This window comes from Sphaerospermopsis kisseleviana CS-549, assembly GCF_028329225.1.
GTDB classification, from domain to species: Bacteria; Cyanobacteriota; Cyanobacteriia; order Cyanobacteriales; family Nostocaceae; genus Sphaerospermopsis; species Sphaerospermopsis kisseleviana.
In genome coordinates, this window is the sequence record NZ_JAQMTI010000071.1 from 1 (window position 1) to 16,537 (window position 16,537).

General features: G+C 36.9%; 17 protein-coding genes and 1 pseudogene. 11 read left to right on the forward strand and 7 right to left on the reverse strand.

Annotated elements, in window-relative coordinates:
- Positions 1-151 precede the first annotated feature (151 nt).
- Positions 152-481: a DMT family transporter gene (locus tag PN497_RS04960; protein ID WP_096571589.1), complete on the reverse strand. Its 330-nt coding sequence runs from the start codon at positions 479-481 to the stop codon at positions 152-154.
- A 402-nt stretch (positions 482-883) separates the two neighbouring features.
- Between PN497_RS04960 and PN497_RS04965 the strand changes: the two genes are divergently transcribed.
- Together PN497_RS04965 and prfB are read left to right on the forward strand one after the other, a co-directional pair.
- Positions 884-1,024 (forward strand): hypothetical protein, encoded by a 141-nt coding sequence (locus tag PN497_RS04965; RefSeq protein WP_190649990.1) that lies wholly within the window; start codon positions 884-886, stop codon positions 1,022-1,024.
- Between the two features lie 49 nt (positions 1,025-1,073).
- Positions 1,074-2,187, forward strand: a protein-coding gene (gene prfB / locus PN497_RS04970; RefSeq protein ID WP_096571591.1) for a peptide chain release factor 2 whose coding sequence is annotated in 2 segments (ribosomal slippage) — positions 1,074-1,145 and positions 1,147-2,187 — 1,113 coding nt in all. Because the reading frame shifts where the segments join, the coding sequence is not laid out codon by codon here.
- On the opposite strand, the gene PN497_RS04975 is transcribed toward prfB, so the two are convergent.
- Entirely contained in the window at positions 2,184-2,309 is a 126-nt protein-coding gene (locus tag PN497_RS04975) for a hypothetical protein (protein ID WP_272109734.1), read from the reverse strand. The genes prfB and PN497_RS04975 overlap by 4 nt on opposite strands.
- A gap of 6 nt (positions 2,310-2,315) precedes the next feature.
- Here PN497_RS04975 and PN497_RS04980 point away from each other — a divergent pair, with 6 nt between their 5' ends.
- The 5 genes from PN497_RS04980 to PN497_RS05000 all read left to right on the forward strand — a co-directional run bounded on the left by PN497_RS04980 (position 2,316) and on the right by PN497_RS05000 (position 5,162).
- A complete protein-coding gene (locus tag PN497_RS04980; RefSeq protein ID WP_096572817.1) occupies positions 2,316-2,471 on the forward strand; it encodes a DUF3285 domain-containing protein in 156 nt (51 codons plus the stop codon).
- Positions 2,472-2,484: 13 nt separating this feature from the next.
- Positions 2,485-3,030, forward strand: a complete 546-nt coding sequence (gene ybeY, locus PN497_RS04985; RefSeq protein ID WP_409349318.1) for an rRNA maturation RNase YbeY — start codon at positions 2,485-2,487, stop codon at positions 3,028-3,030.
- A gap of 148 nt (positions 3,031-3,178) precedes the next feature.
- Complete coding sequence (locus tag PN497_RS04990) at positions 3,179-3,634, forward strand: diacylglycerol kinase family protein (protein ID WP_096571593.1); 456 nt, start codon at positions 3,179-3,181, stop codon at positions 3,632-3,634.
- A gap of 157 nt (positions 3,635-3,791) precedes the next feature.
- Positions 3,792-4,391, forward strand: a complete 600-nt coding sequence (locus tag PN497_RS04995) for an anthranilate synthase component II (RefSeq protein WP_096571595.1) — start codon at positions 3,792-3,794, stop codon at positions 4,389-4,391.
- A gap of 3 nt (positions 4,392-4,394) precedes the next feature.
- Positions 4,395-5,162, forward strand: a complete 768-nt coding sequence (locus tag PN497_RS05000; protein WP_096571597.1) for an MBL fold metallo-hydrolase — start codon at positions 4,395-4,397, stop codon at positions 5,160-5,162.
- Positions 5,163-5,465: 303 nt separating this feature from the next.
- On the opposite strand, the gene PN497_RS05005 is transcribed toward PN497_RS05000, so the two are convergent.
- Positions 5,466-6,722 (reverse strand): FG-GAP repeat domain-containing protein, encoded by a 1,257-nt coding sequence (locus PN497_RS05005; RefSeq protein WP_096571599.1) that lies wholly within the window; start codon positions 6,720-6,722, stop codon positions 5,466-5,468.
- Positions 6,723-7,102: 380 nt separating this feature from the next.
- Here PN497_RS05005 and PN497_RS05010 point away from each other — a divergent pair, with 380 nt between their 5' ends.
- Positions 7,103-8,410 (forward strand): aminopeptidase P N-terminal domain-containing protein, encoded by a 1,308-nt coding sequence (locus PN497_RS05010; protein ID WP_096571601.1) that lies wholly within the window; start codon positions 7,103-7,105, stop codon positions 8,408-8,410.
- 296 nt (positions 8,411-8,706) lie between these two features.
- Here PN497_RS05010 and PN497_RS25875 read toward each other — a convergent pair whose 3' ends face one another.
- Positions 8,707-8,976 (reverse strand): TRADD-N-associated membrane domain-containing protein, encoded by a 270-nt coding sequence (locus tag PN497_RS25875; protein WP_409349319.1) that lies wholly within the window; start codon positions 8,974-8,976, stop codon positions 8,707-8,709.
- Between the two features lie 34 nt (positions 8,977-9,010).
- Between PN497_RS25875 and PN497_RS05015 the strand changes: the two genes are divergently transcribed.
- Positions 9,011-11,584 carry a dsDNA nuclease domain-containing protein gene (locus tag PN497_RS05015; RefSeq protein WP_096571603.1) on the forward strand — a complete coding sequence of 858 codons (2,574 nt, stop codon included), beginning with the start codon at positions 9,011-9,013 and terminating at the stop codon, positions 11,582-11,584.
- Here the strand turns inward: PN497_RS05015 and PN497_RS05020 are convergent.
- Together PN497_RS05020 and ftsH2 are read right to left on the reverse strand one after the other, a co-directional pair.
- Positions 11,570-11,992 (reverse strand): hypothetical protein, encoded by a 423-nt coding sequence (locus PN497_RS05020; RefSeq protein ID WP_272109736.1) that lies wholly within the window; start codon positions 11,990-11,992, stop codon positions 11,570-11,572. The genes PN497_RS05015 and PN497_RS05020 overlap by 15 nt on opposite strands.
- Before the next feature lie 173 nt (positions 11,993-12,165).
- Entirely contained in the window at positions 12,166-14,052 is a 1,887-nt protein-coding gene (ftsH2, locus tag PN497_RS05025; RefSeq protein WP_096571605.1) for an ATP-dependent zinc metalloprotease FtsH2, read from the reverse strand.
- A gap of 596 nt (positions 14,053-14,648) precedes the next feature.
- Between ftsH2 and PN497_RS05030 the strand changes: the two genes are divergently transcribed.
- Both PN497_RS05030 and PN497_RS05035 read left to right on the forward strand, forming a co-directional pair.
- Positions 14,649-14,933 (forward strand): hypothetical protein, encoded by a 285-nt coding sequence (locus PN497_RS05030; RefSeq protein WP_272109738.1) that lies wholly within the window; start codon positions 14,649-14,651, stop codon positions 14,931-14,933.
- Positions 14,891-16,219, forward strand: coding sequence for an ABC transporter substrate-binding protein (locus PN497_RS05035; protein WP_096571609.1), 1,329 nt, complete (start codon positions 14,891-14,893; stop codon positions 16,217-16,219). Before PN497_RS05030 ends, PN497_RS05035 begins: the two co-directional genes overlap by 43 nt.
- 56 nt (positions 16,220-16,275) lie before the next feature.
- Here PN497_RS05035 and PN497_RS05040 read toward each other — a convergent pair.
- Positions 16,276-16,482 (reverse strand): annotated as a pseudogene (locus PN497_RS05040) (hypothetical protein); the annotation flags it as partial.
- Positions 16,483-16,537 lie beyond the last annotated feature (55 nt).

The window sequence follows — 16,537 nt, forward strand, 5'->3', positions numbered from 1 at the left end:
AGTCAGGAGTCAGGAGTCAGGAGTCAGGAGTCAGGAGTCAGGAGTCAGGAGTCAGGAGTCAGGAGTCAGGATAATAAGAATAAATTTCTTCCCTATTCCCTATTCCCTGTTCCCTGTTCCCTGTTCCCTATTCCCTATTCCCTGTTCCCTATCACCTGCCATATTCACTTAAATTTAAACCGATCACACCCACAATTATTAATACTATGGATACAAATTTCATCAGCGTAAAAGATTCACGAAACCAAACAATACCAATAATACTAATTAAAACAGTACCCAAACCCGCCCATACTGCATAAACAATACTCACTTCTAGTTTTCTGAGACAAAGAGTCAAAAAAGTTAAACAAAGTCCATAGAAGACAAAGATGAAAATTGAAGGTAATATTTTAGTAAATTCTTGAGAAAGTTTCATGCAAATTGTACCAGAAACTTCAAACAGAATTGCTATCATCAGGTAAAGCCAACTTATTAACATACAGTGCAAAATTAGGGTTTTTCAATTATCTCTAGAAAACAACCAAATTTCTATAAAATACTTTACTTTCAACTCTGTCACCTGTCACCTACTAGATAAATAATCTCCCATAGCTGCGGTAAAACCAGCAAATGAACTAAGCTGTTACACAGCTAAATTGTATAATCCTAATATTCTGAACTCTTGTTTAACAGGCAAGATGCCTGTTCCACTTATACAAATTAAATGCACAACAGCTTATAATCTTGAGAAACAATAGAAACCACCCAACTTCTCAGCATTGGCGAAAGTATAGATTTGAAGAATTTAATAACGTATGACAGCTTAAAATACGTAATAAAATGTAACATCGTGTGAAAAACTTATATTTAAGAAAAACTTATATTTAATTTGTTGGTAACTGTGGATTCGGTAATTAACACCAGTGGTTTTCCCAAAAATTCTCCAACTACAGCTAAAATCAAAAATATCAACAGCGATCGCTCAACTCACCAGTCCACTCTGGTAGACATTATTTGTGTAGTAGCGTATACTGTACGGTAAGTGTAGCCATATCATTGCGCCTTATATTCGCCCAAAACTTGATTCAACTATGGAAGTCCTAGAACTCAAACGCGAAATCGAAACGTTGTCTAGCCGCCTGGGTAAAACCCAGGACTATCTTTGACGTACCTGCACTCAAAGCCAAAATTCAAGACCTAGAACAAATATCAGCCCAGCCAGAATTTTGGGACGACCAAAACCAGGCACAACAAACATTACAAGAACTCAACGATCTGAAATCTCACCTGGATCAGTATTATCAATGGCAAGCAAATCTAGAAGATACAAAAGCAGTCGTTGAACTATTAGAACTAGAAACCGACGAAGCACTACTACAAGAAGCAGAAACCACCGTTACTAAATTAAATCGTGACCTTGACCAGTGGGAATTACAACAATTACTATCGGGTCCTTATGACTCTCAAGGTGCGGTTTTAACCATTAACGCCGGTGCAGGTGGCACAGATGCCCAAGACTGGGCATTTATGCTCATGCGGATGTATACCCGTTGGGCAGAAGACCACGGTTACAAGGTAACATTAGCCGAAGAATCAGAAGGCGACGAAGCGGGCATTAAATCAGCTACCCTAGAAATTACAGGTCGTTATGCCTATGGTTACTTACGTTCGGAAACTGGTACTCATCGCCTAGTCAGAATTTCCCCCTTCAACGCCAACGGTAAACGACAAACCAGTTTTGCCGGGGTGGAAGTCATGCCACAAATAGATAACTCTGTAAAATTGGAAATACCAGAGAAAGATTTAGAAATCACCACGTCTCGTTCTGGTGGTAAAGGTGGGCAAAACGTCAACAAAGTGGAAACCGCAGTGCGGATAGTTCACATCCCCACAGGTTTAGCAGTGCGTTGTACAGAAGAACGTTCTCAACTGCAAAACAAAGAAAAAGCCCTAGCCCGTCTCAAAGCGAAATTATTAGTCATTGCCCAAGAACAACGCGCCCAAGAAATCGCCGAAATTCGCGGTGATATGGTAGAAGCTTCCTGGGGCAACCAAATCCGTAACTATGTCTTTCATCCTTACCAAATGGTCAAAGATTTACGTACAAATACGGAAACAACCGCCATTACTGACGTGATGAATGGTGAAATTGATGCTTTCATTCAAGCCTATCTGCGGCAAGAAAATCAATTGGTAGAGGGTTAGGTGATTGGTGATTGGTGATTGGTGACTGGTGACTGGTGACTGGTGACTGGGAGGATGAATAACCCAATGCCCCATGCCCAATGCCCAAATGATGTAAAGTTATATGTAGACAGATGAATCAAAAAATCATGAGCAATACTCCTGCAAACGAACCCAAACCCAGCTACGTCAAACTAGCCATGCGAAACATGGTAAGAAAAGGTGGCACATCCCTCAAACATTTTGGACTAACTGCTGTAGGATTGTTAGCTGTCTTAGTTGGTCTTGCTTACCTCACTCGCTAACAAAGGTGATTGCGTGCTTTCTCAATTTGAACCCCCTAAATTTGAACCCCCTAAATTTGAACCCCCTAAATTTGAAATATTTATAGAAAACTGTGATCAAGAGTCTTCCCCAGTTGTAGGGGAAAACATCTGGGAAAGCTGGTTTCAAAAATGGCTGGAAATTCTCACTCCTGAACTTCCACAGGCTTTAAGTTATGAAATCGGGCTGCGTTTGACAAATGATGCCGAAATTCAAGAATTAAACGCCCAATATCGTCAACAAGATAAACCCACAGATGTTTTAGCCTTTGCAGCCTTAGAAAACAACTTCCCCCAAACCGAGGAAATGCTGGCTGATCAACCTTTGTACTTGGGTGATATTATTGTATCTATAGATACTGCTGCTCGTCAAGCTGAACAACAGGAACATAGTTTAACCACAGAGTTAGCTTGGTTAACTGCTCATGGGTTATTGCATCTTTTAGGCTGGGATCATCCTGATGAGGAAAGTTTGATGGAAATGTTAAAAAAACAAGTAATTTTACTACATTCGGTAGGTATTATTGTTAACTTAAAATAGCGGATGTAGACAGGATATTGACATTGGGTGGCGATGATTACAAAATTCAAAATTATTGTCACAAATTCTTTAAAATTCCCTCAAACTTTTATTCTACCCTTAAAATTAATCAAGATTACCACCTGATAAGATTTGTATTCTCCAGTATATGTCCCAACAAGTTTCCCCATCAGCAACACCAAAGCGCTTACCAACCCTTGTGTCTAAAGAACGGGAGTTTTCCTGGCAAATAGCCTCTAATTTATTTGTGAGTTTTAAGTATGCTTGGGCTGGAATCAGCTATAGTTTTCACACTCAACGCAATTTTCGGATTCATATAGCTGTTGGCTCTTTTGCGATCGCATTGAGTCTTTTTTTGCACCTAAAACCTGTAGAAATAGCTATCATTGCTATCACTAGCGGTTTGGTGTTGACGTTGGAGTTAGTGAATACAGCGATTGAATCTTTGGTAGATTTAACAGTTAAGCAAACTTACCATGACTTAGCTAAAATCGCTAAGGATTGCGCTGCTGGGGCTGTACTGGTATCTGCTTTTGTAGCTTTGCTAGTGGCTGCTATACTTTTACTTCCCCCTTTATTAGCTTTAATCATGACTGCTATTTAAAGGGGTTCTAACAGTGCAATTTTCGATATGATTGATGTAATTGGATTTTTTACCAATTACCAATTACCAATTACCAATTACCAATTACCAATTACCAACCTAAATCTAAAATCCAAAATCCAAAATCCAAAATCTAAAATTGTCTTAGGTACAAATTGTGATTATAGTTATTGATAATTACGATAGTTTTACATATAATTTAGTACAATATTTGGGAGAACTAGCCGTAGATTTCCCAGTTGCTGCTGATTTAAAAGTTTTTCGTAATGATAAAATCACTGTAGAGGAAATCAAGGCTTTAAAACCAGATGCAGTGGTAATTTCCCCAGGTCCTGGTCGTCCAGAAGATGCAGGAATTTCCTTAGATGTAATTGTAAAACTGGGTTCTAGTTTACCAATTTTAGGTGTTTGCTTAGGACATCAAAGTATTGGTCAAGTATTTGGTGGTAAAATTGTTTCCGCACCAGAATTGATGCACGGTAAAACTTCCTTAGTATCTCATAAGGGAGTAGGGGTTTTCCAAGGATTAGAAAATCCTATTACAGCTACCAGATATCATAGTTTAGTGATTGACCGTGAGACTTGCCCGGAAGTATTAGAAATCACCGCTTGGGTGGAAGATGGGACAATTATGGGAGTACAGCACCGGAACTATCCTCACATTCAGGGAGTCCAATTTCATCCAGAGAGTGTTTTAACTGCTGCGGGTAAGCAGTTACTCAGAAATTTTCTGGAACAATTACAGGTAAGAGAGTGATTCATGAAACGACGAGAATTATTGGGTTATGCTGGTGCTGGTTTAGCAACTGCTTTAGTTACTAATTTCAGTTCTCACCTGCCAGTTAATGCCCAATCTAGTGGTGTATCAGTTCAGTGGTTGGGTCACACCTGCTTTTTGTTTACTGGTGGGGGTGTAAAAATTCTCGTCAATCCTTTTCGGACAGTTGGTTGTACTGCTGGTTATCGTCCCCCCAAAGTTGTAGCGGATTTGGTAATGATTAGCAGTCAATTGTTAGATGAGGGTGCGGTGGAAGGACTACCGGGAAATCCTAAGCTGATTTATGAACCGGGTGTGTATGAATTTAAAGGTTTGAAGTTTCAAGGAATTTCTATAGATCACGATCGCAAAGGTGGCAGACAATTTGGTAAAAATACTGCTTGGAAATGGACTCAGGGGGGAATTAATATTTTACATTTGGGTGGGGCGGCTGCACCTATTTCTCTTGAACAAAAAATCCTCATGGGTCGTCCTGATGTAGCTTTAGTTCCCGTGGGTGGTAGTGCTAAAGCTTATAATGCCCAAGAAGCAAAACAAGCTGTGGGGGTGTTAAATCCTAAGTTGGTGATTCCTACCCATTATCGCACTCAAGCCGCTGATCCTAATAGTTGTGATATTACACCTGTGGATGATTTTCTGAATTTAATGTCGGGTGTGAATGTGCGCCGGAGTAATGGGGATACGGTGAATATTGCTTCTGGGAATTTAAAAGAAAATACGGAAATTCAGGTTTTGAGTTATAAGTTTTAACTTGGTGAAAACAAGACTGGAAACAAAAAGCGATCGCCTTTCTGTGAGATTAAATCAAAAGTGCGATCGCTAATTTTTAGTTACAAATAATTCTTAATTCTGAAAATCTTGATATAGCAACAGTCAGGAGTCAGAAGTTCCAGGAGTCGTAGGGGCGAAGCCTGCCTGTCGGCAGACAGGCATTCGGAAAACAAGCTGGGATAAAAATTGATAATTTATCGCCCGAATGCTTCGCCCGTACAGGAGTCAGGATCAAGTTTTTTCTTCCCAATCACCAGTCACCAATCCCCAGTCCCCAATCACTTATGCTGTATACCATTCTGGAGTTAGCTTATCTGCATCAGCAATAGGTGTTTCAGTAGCGATTGTTCCATCCATAGTCCAGATTTTATCTGCACCGGTTTGTTGATCTCTCCAGTAAACATCAGTCTTACCATCACCGTTAAAGTCACCAAGAGATGCGGTATAACCAGGGGTGTTGCTGGGTAAGAAGGCTTCAGAACTGATGCTGGTACCATCCATTAACCAAGCTGTGTTTTCGCCGGTTGTGGCATTATGCCAGAAGATATCGGTTTTACCATCGGTGTTGAAATCACCAATTTTAGCAGTCCAACCTTCGCCCAGTGATTTAACAACACCTTCGGTAACAAAGATACCGTTCATTGTCCAAATCTTGTTCTCACCGGTTGCAGTGTTGCGCCACAAAATATCTGTCTTTAAGTCGCCGTTGAAATCTCCAAGAGAATAACCCCAAGAGACATCTTGAGATTGTAAATTGTATTTGGTGGCTTCGCTACCATCCATAAACCAAGCTGTGTTTTCGCCGGTGGTAGTATTGCGCCAGAAAATATCGCTTCTACCGTTACCATCAAAGTCAACGATGGTTGCTGTTAAAGCTACATCTGTGGTTTCTAAAACAGTGGCACTAACTACAGTTGTTCCGTCCATTTGCCAAATAGCATTTTGACCGGTGGTGTTGTTACGCCAGAAAATATCGGTTTTGCGATCGCCATTAAAATCGCCAATTTCTGCTTTCCAACCTGGATCAACTCTATCTAATGTCAGGAAACTAGCAACTCTTGTTCCATCCATTAAGACAACTACATTTTCACCAGTTTGTTCATTGCGTAATAAGAAATCTGTCTTATTATCGCTGTTGAAATCAGCAGTTTTATAACTCCAGGTTGATAGGTCATAAGTACCTAAAGAAGCCTGTTCAATAACTGTTGTACCATTCATCAGGCGCACTAAAATTTCACCTGTTTGGACATTTACCCACATTTTATCAGTTTTTCCATCACCATTGAAATCTGGAACAATGGCGGCACTGGTTAAATAAGGATTGGGATTTGGGTTAGCACTTAAAGGTGGTAATGTGGGTAGATTATTTGTAGGTAAATCACTTGGCATTTGGGGCAATAATGAATCTGCTGGTGAAGGTGCAGAACTACCACCACCGGGCAGTGAGATATCAAGAGGGCTTGTCAAATCTTGTGATGTTTGGCGAGATTCTACCGCCCAACTTGTTGTATTTAAATCTAATCCTGATTTACTAGGCATGGTCTGTTTTTATGAGTAATTAATATAAAGTTTTAATTTATGGAAAATAAAGATTCTGTAAATAACAAACATTTACTAAAAAAAATAACGGACAATTGTTATTGTTTATAGATATTTTAGAGATGTTGAAAATGATGAATTATGAAAAATTAAAAGTTATCCATGAGCAATCAAAAAAACTTTTATTTTTTGTTGATCAATGTCAGAATTTAAGCATCAAATCCTGTTTTGTTGACAATACCTTTAGATCCCCGTTGAAGAAGTCGGGGATCTGAGTAATTCAAAATTGGCTAAAATAATTGAGATTAGCAATTACAAACTTTACTGAGTAACTTTGCTAAAGTTAAAAACAACACTATATCTTTGAAGGTAAATCGGCTATGAAATCAGAATATCGGCAACGTCGTGAACAGGTAATGTCGAAAATTGGGCAAGGAACAGCGATTTTTCACAGCGCACCCACAGCAGTCATGCACAACGATGTCGAGTATGTTTACAGACAAGATAGTGATTTTTATTACTTGACTGGTTTTAACGAAGCGCAAGCGGTAGCAGTGTTAGCACCCCATCACGAAGAACATCAGTTTATTTTGTTTGTGCAACCCAAAGATAAAGAAAAGGAAGTTTGGAATGGTTATCGTTGCGGGGTGGATGCTGCAAAGGAAATTTATGGTGCAGATGCAGCTTATCCTATTGCAGAGTTAGATGAGAAATTACCGCAATATTTAGAAAAAGCAGATCGGATATATTATCATATTGGACGGGATGGTAATTTCAACGAAAAAATTATCAAACATTACCAACGTTTACTGCGTACCTATCCCAAACGGGGAATAGGACCCACAGGGATAGAAGATACCAGCACAGTTTTACACAGTTTGAGATTACATAAAAGTAAAACCGAACTAGACTTAATGCGTCAAGCGGCGGATATTGCAGTGGAAGCACACAACCACGCTTTAAATATTACCGCACCGGGAAGATATGAATATGAAATACAAGCAGAAATAGAACATATTTTCCGGTTAAGGGGTGGGATGGGTCCTGCTTATCCTTCCATTGTTGCGGCGGGAAGAAATGCTTGCGTTCTGCACTACATTGAAAATAATTGTCAGATGCAAGAAAACGAATTGTTATTAATTGACGCTGGTTGTGCTTACGGTTATTACAATTCAGATATTACCAGAACATTTCCCGTAGGTGGGAAATTTACAGGAGAACAAAAAGCGTTATATGAAATAGTATTGGCAGCACAAAAACAGGCGATAGAAGAAGTTAAACCAGGTAATGCTTTTGATGCACCTCATAAAAAAGCAGTGCGGATTTTAACAGAAGGTTTGGTAGAATTGGGTTTATTGAAAGGAGAGATTGATAAATTAATAGAAGAGGAAAAATATAAACCATTTTATATGCACAGAACGAGTCATTGGTTAGGGTTAGATGTGCATGATGTGGGAATTTATCAACATGGAGAAAACCCGCAAATTTTACAACCGGGACAGGTTTTAACTATAGAACCGGGTTTATATATTGTACCGGATACTGAACCAGCAGAAGATCAACCAGCAATTGATCCGCGTTGGGTGGGAATTGGGATTAGAATTGAGGATGATGTGTTGGTTACTGCTACTGGAAATGAGGTTTTAACTGCGGGAGTTGCGAAGGAAATTGAGGATGTAGAAAGATGATATAGATCCCCGACTTCTGATAAGAATTTTCAAATTTATGGAGAGGATAAAAAAGAAGTCGGGGATCTGGTTTTTGTCTTTTATAGTTTACTTTAGTAAACTTTGGTTATTAGCCCGGAAATTCATTTCTGGGCGGGTGTGAAAGCTAACAGATAAACCCGATCACCCGCCTGGGAATGAATTCCCAGTCTAATAGCAAAAGTCATCTAAAGATGACTAAAGAACAGAAAATTGTAAAATTGGGTAGGGGTTTAGCAATGCTAAACCCTTACAGCTATAATCTCAAACTAATACCCTTAGTTACCGCTGTCTACGATTTCACAGCTTTCTAACAGTTCCTTTAATTCGTTCTTGCTATCATTAGCAGATTTAAAACCAACCAAGCTAGAAATTACACCAATACCTATGTTAAGATGGCTTTGTTCAATTTTGCCATTGTAAAATAAACAAACACTACCAAAAGTAAAAACTGCTGATAGCGTACCGATGGCAATTTTAACTTTATATCCTAACTGAATTTGCCAAATGTACGCATTGAAAGCTTGCTTTTCTTGTTCTGGGCTTATTTTGGAGTTTTGATATTACAGTTTATTAAAGTTTATGAATAAATCAAAAACACCAGTAGAGGTTAAAAGTCAAGATGGTGGTGACGACACATCTAGACGTTTTCGTTATCAACATACTTATGCCGCAATATTATCTCTGTCATTATTAAATGATAAGACTGAAATACGTGCTATATATTGTGAACACCATGAAGATATTTTAGTAGAAAAATTTGACGGTAAACTCATTGGTATTCAAGTTAAAACTAAAGAAAAAGAACAATACCCATTTAGAAGTTATGATGATCCAGTAATTCAATCAATTAGTAGATTTATACAGCATGAGTTAAATTTTCCTGACCAATTTCAAAAATATATAATAGCCACCAATTGTGGATTTTATGACAAAAAAAACCATAAAAATAACTTGGCATACCTATTAATTTTAGCTGGGGAGGTTGACATAGATAAAGATAATTTAGATAAATATGAAGATTTAAAGACTTTTCTTGATAAGTTGAATAATGAAACAGACGAAAAAACCATTATAAAGGTATTAAAAAAAATAGAGCTTCCAGGAGATATACCAGGGCTAAATGATGTAGAACATAGGTTATTTAGTAGATTATCAGAGTGTTTAACACATCAGAATTTAACAAATATAACCAATTCACAAGTTAATGATATTAAGGACAAACTTATTTCAAAGTGTAATGCAGCTAGTTCGCTGGTTCATCCTCTAGAAGCTGAATATTACTATCTCTTCAGTAGTCCGAGTGAACAAAAATCTAAGATAGAGATTGAAGCCAAAAAAATTACAAAAGAAACTCTTGAATATATAATCAATAAAGTTGTAAATCAATCATCTAAACAAAAATTTAGTGATATACTTTTACCAGTTAAATTTGATGAAAATTTAAACACTAACATTTACTCATGCAACCCTGAACATTTTGTTGGTAGAGATAGAGAGAAAAAATATTTTTGGGACTTTATAGACAACATAAGAAAAGGTAAAGCTGAAAAACACCTTATTTGCTTTGAAGGTAATTATGGTATAGGAAAATCATCCTTGATTTTAAAATTACAATCAGAAAGTAAAAATTCTCATAGTAAAAATGTGTTTTTTGAGCAATTTGATACAAAATTTGCACGAACTGAATATTTTGGATATGAAGCAATTATAAAAGCTATTGACAATGCAATTGATAAAAAATTCATTGACTTAAATCTATGTATATGTGATGAAATAGAACCAACAGAAAATTCACGCTTTCTGGATGACCCAACTATCGAAAAAGTATTAAACTATTTAAAGGAAAATAGTAAAGTTATTGTGATATTCTTTGATCACTTTGATCATCTACTCAGAAAACCAAGACTAGAAAGTACATTTGATTTTTTTGAGAACTTAATTCATGAATTCAGCTATGATAAAACAAATATAGTATTAGGGTTTTCTTGGACAAGTGCAACATCTTTATGTCTAGATCCAAACATAAGACATAGGTGGGAAAAATTGACAACAGAAACAATGGAAGTATTGCCAATTGAAGAGTTTGTACCTAGAGAAGCTAAGGAATTTATTAAAATTTTCAGAAAAAGATTAAAATACAAATCACCCAAAATTAAAATAATTGAAAAATGGCTTGAAGAAAAATGTTCTCCTTTCCCTTGGCTACTTAGAAGGTTATTAAATAAATTTTATAATCATAAAGTAGATTCTTACTTTACCATAAAAAATCAAGAAATTCGTGAATTGGTAATTAATATGCTTAAAGATGATTTAAAGAAGTTACAACCCAGAGAATATGAATGTCTAAAGAAAATAGCCAATTTTGAGTCTAATATATTTGAATCTTATGAAAAGGAAATACAAGTTTTAATAGAAAAATTATTCATTATTCCATCTGATTATGAATACATAGTTAGAGATGATATTTTGCGTGAGTATATTTTAACTAAGGACATTACATTACCAGATTTGAGTATAACTTACATCCCTAAACGTCCTGTAGATTTTATATTAAATGTATTTCGTTTACTGAAAACAGAAATAACTAAAAAAGAACTAATGACTAAAATAATTGAATGTAAAATGATAAGAGGTGATTTTGAATCTAGGAATGTTGATAATATTCTTAGTGATCTACGTCATTTCTTTCAGGTTGAATATGATACAGAAACCAAATCAATTAAAATAAAACAAGATTTACTAGACCTAGATGATCATGAAATCTCAAATCATTTAAGAGGTCAATTACAAGAACATCTAGTTATTAAAGAAATATACAAAAATAAACATAAAATCAAGCCTGGAGAATATTTTACAAGAGATATGTTGGCAGAGTTAGTAAGAACATTATACCCTACTGAATCTCTGGAATTGTATACAGATGAAGATGTTACATTACCATTACTTTCAATATCTACTAAAAAGAAGGTAAAGATAAGGGATAAATCTGACCATTATACTAGCAGATTACTTTCCTGGTTTCGTTTTGCAGGAATAATTGAACAAGGTGAAAATTCAATATTTTTAATACCTACTAATCGTCTTGGTAAAGAAAAAGGTAAGATAATAAAGGAAGAGACTACAGAAGATGCTAAACAGTTAGAATTGTTTTGAAAGGTGACAGATGAATAGTTTATCTTTCTCTGCTTCAGCAGGGAATAAATTCCTCCGATAAGCTGCTATTTCTTCATCAATTTCTGCATCTGTTAAAGGATGAACAGCTTGTAATTCCTGGGTTTCTTGACATAATTGGCTAAATTCTTCAGCTAATTTCTGTCTGTGGGGATCTGGTTGATAATTCCTTTTTAGTTCCTGCATCATTTTAATTTTCTCCTCCAGTAATTTTTGTGCTGGTTCTCCAGAAAGAATTGTAATTTTTTGACTTTCTTGATTGAGATTTTGTTTTTCTGCTAATACTTTTAAAGCATCAGTAATCACTTCATTAGGTGTTTTATATTTACCTGTTTTTAACTGTTCCTGCAATAACTTCTCTTGTTCTGAATCCAAAATAATTTGTATCATATTTCTTACCCTGTTACCAGTTTTATATAATTATAACCATCAACATTGAGTTATTTTGTTGGGTTGCGCTTTCTTTGTACCCAACCTACGGATCTGCGGTTTATTATTCCCAAAAAAATAGGGACAGTTTACACCATCCCCATTAATTTCCTAATATTTAAAACTCAAAACCCTTACAGTTGAGGAACAAACTGTTGCTTATCAGGTACTTCAGTGTACTCAGCGACAATTTGCCGGAACTCGTCACCGTCAATGGTTTCTTTTTCAATTAACAGATCAACTAAGCGATCTGTAACTGCACGGTGTTCACGAATAATTTTCTTCGCGTTTTCATAACACTCTTCGGCGATCGCTCTCACTTGAGCATCAATACGAGAAGCTATAGACTCAGAATACTCGGATCTGGTTGTCCAGTCACGACCTAAGAAAACTTCACCTTGTTGACTTTCTAAAGATAAAGGACCTAAGTCAGACATCCCAAACCGTGTTACCATTTGTCTGGCCATTCCTGATAACTGTTGCAAGTCTCCACCCGCACCAGTTGTCACTTCCGCAGCACCAAAAATTACTTCCTCTGCTGCACGACCACCCAAAGCACCTGTAATTCTCGCTTTCAGTTGAGAACGGGAAATTAAACCCTGTTCTTCATTGGGCATAAACCAGGTTAAACCCTGTGCTTGTCCTCTGGGAATGAGGGTAACTTTCTGTACAGGATCATGGTCTTTTAATAAAGTACCCACCAAAGCATGGCCAACTTCATGGTAAGCAATTAACCGCTTACTCTTGCTGTCTACTAAAGGAGTACCTTCCATCCCTGCAACTACTCTGTCAACTGCATCATCAATTTCTAACAGGGTAATTGCTTCTTTGCGTCTTCTGGCGGTGAGAATAGCTGCTTCGTTGAGGAGGTTAGCAAGATCCGCACCACTGAAACCAGGGGTACGACGGGCGATCGCTTCTAAGGAAACACTCTTGTCTAATTTCTTGTTCCGTGCATGAACTTCGAGAATTTCCAAACGTCCTTTAATATCGGGAGCGTCAACTGTTACCTGTCTGTCAAAACGACCGGGACGCAATAGCGCAGAGTCGAGAACGTCAGGACGGTTGGTAGCTGCAATAATGATGATGCCAGTATTACCTTCAAAACCATCCATTTCTGTTAACAGTTGGTTTAAGGTTTGCTCCCGTTCATCATTACCACCACCGATACCAGCACCCCGTTGACGACCTACAGCGTCAATTTCATCAATAAAGATGATACAAGGAGCGTTATCTTTCGCTTTTTTGAACAAGTCGCGGACACGGGAAGCACCCACACCCACAAACATTTCTACAAACTCTGAACCTGAGATAGAGAAGAAAGGAACACCCGCTTCACCAGCGATCGCTTTTGCTAATAAGGTTTTACCTGTTCCTGGAGGCCCTACCAACAGCACACCTTTAGGAATTTTCGCGCCTACTGCGGTAAATTTCTCCGGTTGTTTCAAGAAAGTAACAACTTCCTGTAATTCTTCCTTAGCTTCTTCAATTCCTGCCACGTCATCAAATTTTACGCCTGTTTTCGCTTCCATTTGGAAACGAGCGCGAGACTTACCAAAATTCATCGCTTGGCCAGGACCACCGGGAAGGTTATTAGAGCGACGGAACAAAAAGAATAAACCAGTAATCAACAACACTGGGAACAAAAGATTACTTAACAAACCCCAGATCGCGCCATCATTGCGGATAGGATGAGCATCAAAGCTAACGTTATGTTCTTTAAGTTTATTGATCAACTCAGGAGCGTTAACAGGTAAGTCTACTCTCCAGCGTTGAATGCGGTTTTCAATATCTTGGTCGTTAGCTTCGATAATTGCAGTTCTGCCACCATCGTACAAGTCTACACTGGTAACGCGATCAGCGTCCAAGTATTCTAAAAAGCGCCCATAGGTCATGCGGGTATTAGCTGCATTACGGCTGTTATCTGCTGGTTGACCGGCAAAAGTACCTTGCCAGAAGAAAAAGCCAATTACTAAGGCCAGCACGGACCAAAGTGCTACAATTCTCCAAGAAAATTTCATCTGTTAATTTGCCTCTAGTACCAATATGACTACTTTTGTAACGGATGTTTATAAATCCATTTTGTAATTTCAGCCATGACAGCGTAGTTTGCTTATGGCAGATTCATGAAATTTTTCTAGAATCTTAATTAAATTTAACCTAATTCTCATACTAATACCAATTGAAAATTCCAAATTAAAAGTTAAATCTTCCCAAAAGCTTATCTATCAAGGGTTTTGGGCTGATTTCTTTTTTGCTCTCCCTGATACTCATTTTACGCTAAACCACGCTGAATCATCAAATATATTTAGTTTTATTTATTTGTGTTTATGCGTAATGTTTTAAATTATAAAGAGTTAATTATAGTTTATAATATAAAGAATACGAAAACATAGAATATTGAACCACGAAGGAACGAAGAAACGAAGGTAAGAGTTTTTAAAGATGTTGTTTGTGATGGGTGATAGTGCGATCGCTGATATTGAAAATAATATTTCAAATATCAGGACTTACGCAAAAGGGAACGAAAGTAGGGGTAATTCATGAATTACCCCTACGCAAGAATAAGGTTTTCAGTCACATCTTGCGTAAGTCCTATATAAATGAAAACAATAATATGGAACTATCTCAAATTATAGAGAATACAACAACTAACACAAGTAATATTCATTACGAGATTGAAGATAGGTTCTTTGCTAAACCTTACGAGATTGAAAATCAAACTACAAGTAATTATGAGGTCAATCACGAAGTAGATACACGTCAAAAAAAGCAAATATTAATATTAATAAGAACTATTGTAGGTTTATTTATTGCTGGTATTATTATAGGTATTATTTATCGCTCATATACTAAGCCTTGTACAGCAGGAGAAAAAAAGAATTTGGGATTTGGTGTGTAGTAGATAATAGCAGAATTAGTCGGGGCGATAAAACCCTATTCCCCAACATCACCAATATCCGTCGTGATCAAGGTATTCAAGCCTTCCAAAAAGGTGATTATCAAGAAGCTGCTAATTTATTTGAACAAGCTATACAAGCAAATAAAACTGATGTCGAATCCAGAATTTATTATAATAATGCCTTAGCCCGTCAAAAAAGTTCTCCTTTTACTTTAGCAGTAGTTGTACCAATAGATAGAGAAACTAATAATATTGCTCAAGAAATATTAAGAGGTGTAGCCCAAGCGCAGAATCAATTTAATCAAAATAAAGGATTAAATGGCAGATTACTAGAAATAGTTATTGGTAATGACAGTAACAACTCTAATGAGGCTAAAGCAGTAGTTAACGCAATCATTAAAGATTCATCTATCTTAGGGGTAATAGGACATAATTCTAGTGACGTTACTCAATCTCTACTACAAGATTACGAAAAAGCCAAACTAGCAATTATTTCTCCTACTGCAACTAGCGCAGATTTAAAAAGCTCTGTTTTTTTTAGAGTAGTTGATTCTGATAAAATTACTGGTCAAAAATTAGCTAATTATGTTTTCAGTAGTTTGAAATTAAAACAAGTCGTAATTTTTGCCAATCCTCAAAGTGCCTATAGCAAGAGTATTAGTGAAGCATTTACCAAGGATTTTCAAAAGCAAGGAGGTAAAGTAGTTCAAAAATATTCATTTAACTCTAGTTTCTTTGGTGATTATATTTATGAAAGTATCAATAAATATAAAGCAGAAGCAGCGATGCTATTTCCAGATACAAAAAATACTGGTAAAGCTATTGACATTGCTAAAGCAAATCTAGATTTTTATAAAAATAATCCTGATCAACAAATGTTACAGTTGCTAGGAGGGGATACTCTTTATAGTTATGAAACCTTAATCCAAGGTAGAAAAGCTGTGGAAGGTATGATCTTATCAGTTCCTTGGTTTAGAGGAACATCAGCAGCAGAAGAGTTTGCCAAAAAATCAAAAGAACTATGGGGAGGGGATGTTAGTTGGCGTACAGCTACTAGCTATGATGCTACACAAGCATTTATCAAGGCTTTATCAAACAATGCGTCTCGTCAGACAGTATTAGAAAGATTAAAAAACGTTGATTTGTCTGCAAATGAAACATCAGGTTATCCGCTCAAGTTTACAGATAACATGGAGAGAGATGGAAAACCTGTTCTTCTAGAGGTTAAGAATGGTAAATTTGTGCAAATTGATGAATCAAAAGCTAGTTTACTCGATTCTCCATAATAAGCTCATCTTAACTTAAAGTGATGGCGAATGATGTAATAAATTACAGATAATTGCTATTGTTCATCCTTGTGCATCAATGGACGTAACCCATTTAAATCGGCTACTATAGGAGAACCATTATGTATTACTGTCGCTGCTAAGGGGTGCATTCCAAAGGTTGCAGCTAGTCCTAATGCGGCTAAGTTGGGAATTACTGCTAAACTGATATTCTGTTTAATTACAGTTTTGGTTTCATGGGCGATCGCCATTGCATCCACAAAAAATGATCAAAGGTTGGTGACTGGTGATCGGTGATTGGGGACTGGGGACTGGGGA

Coding starts and splice junctions, on each gene's coding strand:
- PN497_RS05010 (WP_096571601.1), top strand. CDS start 7,103: ATGAAATCAGAATATCGGCAACGTCGTGAACAGGTAATGTCGAAAATT.
- ftsH2 (WP_096571605.1), bottom strand. CDS start 14,052: ATGAAATTTTCTTGGAGAATTGTAGCACTTTGGTCCGTGCTGGCCTTA.
- PN497_RS05020 (WP_272109736.1), bottom strand. CDS start 11,992: ATGATACAAATTATTTTGGATTCAGAACAAGAGAAGTTATTGCAGGAA.
- PN497_RS05030 (WP_272109738.1), top strand. CDS start 14,649: ATGGAACTATCTCAAATTATAGAGAATACAACAACTAACACAAGTAAT.
- PN497_RS05000 (WP_096571597.1), top strand. CDS start 4,395: ATGAAACGACGAGAATTATTGGGTTATGCTGGTGCTGGTTTAGCAACT.
- PN497_RS05005 (WP_096571599.1), bottom strand. CDS start 6,722: ATGCCTAGTAAATCAGGATTAGATTTAAATACAACAAGTTGGGCGGTA.
- PN497_RS04990 (WP_096571593.1), top strand. CDS start 3,179: ATGTCCCAACAAGTTTCCCCATCAGCAACACCAAAGCGCTTACCAACC.
- PN497_RS05015 (WP_096571603.1), top strand. CDS start 9,011: ATGAATAAATCAAAAACACCAGTAGAGGTTAAAAGTCAAGATGGTGGT.
- PN497_RS04960 (WP_096571589.1), bottom strand. CDS start 481: ATGTTAATAAGTTGGCTTTACCTGATGATAGCAATTCTGTTTGAAGTT.
- PN497_RS04980 (WP_096572817.1), top strand. CDS start 2,316: ATGAGCAATACTCCTGCAAACGAACCCAAACCCAGCTACGTCAAACTA.